The sequence below is a fragment of the Bartonella sp. AP57NXGY genome (assembly GCF_042195805.1).
Taxonomy (GTDB): Bacteria; Pseudomonadota; Alphaproteobacteria; order Rhizobiales; family Rhizobiaceae; genus Bartonella.
Window position 1 is genome coordinate 1 of the sequence record NZ_JBHIOZ010000528.1, and the last position, 698, is coordinate 698.

At 34.2% G+C, this 698-nt stretch carries 1 protein-coding gene; it reads left to right on the top strand.

Translation table 11 applies throughout. The annotated features are described in order from the left end of the window. Positions 1-241: 241 nt before the first annotated feature. On the top strand, positions 242-343 hold the full coding sequence (locus tag ACFIL8_RS11840; RefSeq protein ID WP_375612583.1) for a DUF2087 domain-containing protein: 102 nt from the start codon (positions 242-244) through the stop codon (positions 341-343). Positions 344-698: the final 355 nt, after the last annotated feature.

Consider the following 698-nt stretch of genomic DNA (forward strand, 5'->3'; position numbering starts at 1 on the left):
TTGTCAATTCAGAGACCAAAAACATTCACAAATCTATTAATCGCCTTTTAAACCTTGGTCTTATTCAAAACACAACAGAGGGATTTCAAGCAATCGATAAATTATGGCAAGCGCTAGAAGATAAAAATGTATGAAATATGGAAATTTTTAGCGATCGTCATTTAGAAACAGAAGATATACTTACAAAAATTGCAGAAGCATTTAAAATAGGAAAAACTATCGCGAAACGGAAACATCAAAAATATGTAGCCTTTTTACTTTAGATTTTGCGAGATTAAGACGAATCTTGGTGGAAAATGGATTTTTAAGACGATATGCAAGCAAATATCAGCGCATACGTTGAAAGAAAAAATTCAAGCATTTGAGTTTTTCTTATGCAGCGTTTTGTTTTTTTGTTTTCTGTAAAGAGAGTTTAGGCCAGCTATGCGCCCCCCTTAGTATTTAGTGGTATAGATAGTTTGGAGTTCAAGGAATTGTGTACAGTTTTTTGTTGCAAAAAGTTGCAGATTGTTTTGAGGATGAAGATATACAGGTACACATAGGACAAAGGGAGGGATGATATTAAAATCCAAGAGAATCTGAGTTTAGATTTAGTCCTTGCGCGCCCTTTAAGTGCGTGGCATTACGTACCTATACGTTCTTCCCCTACCCTACTTAATTTTATAATAAGACAGCTCCTTATAAAAAACAGCACTATT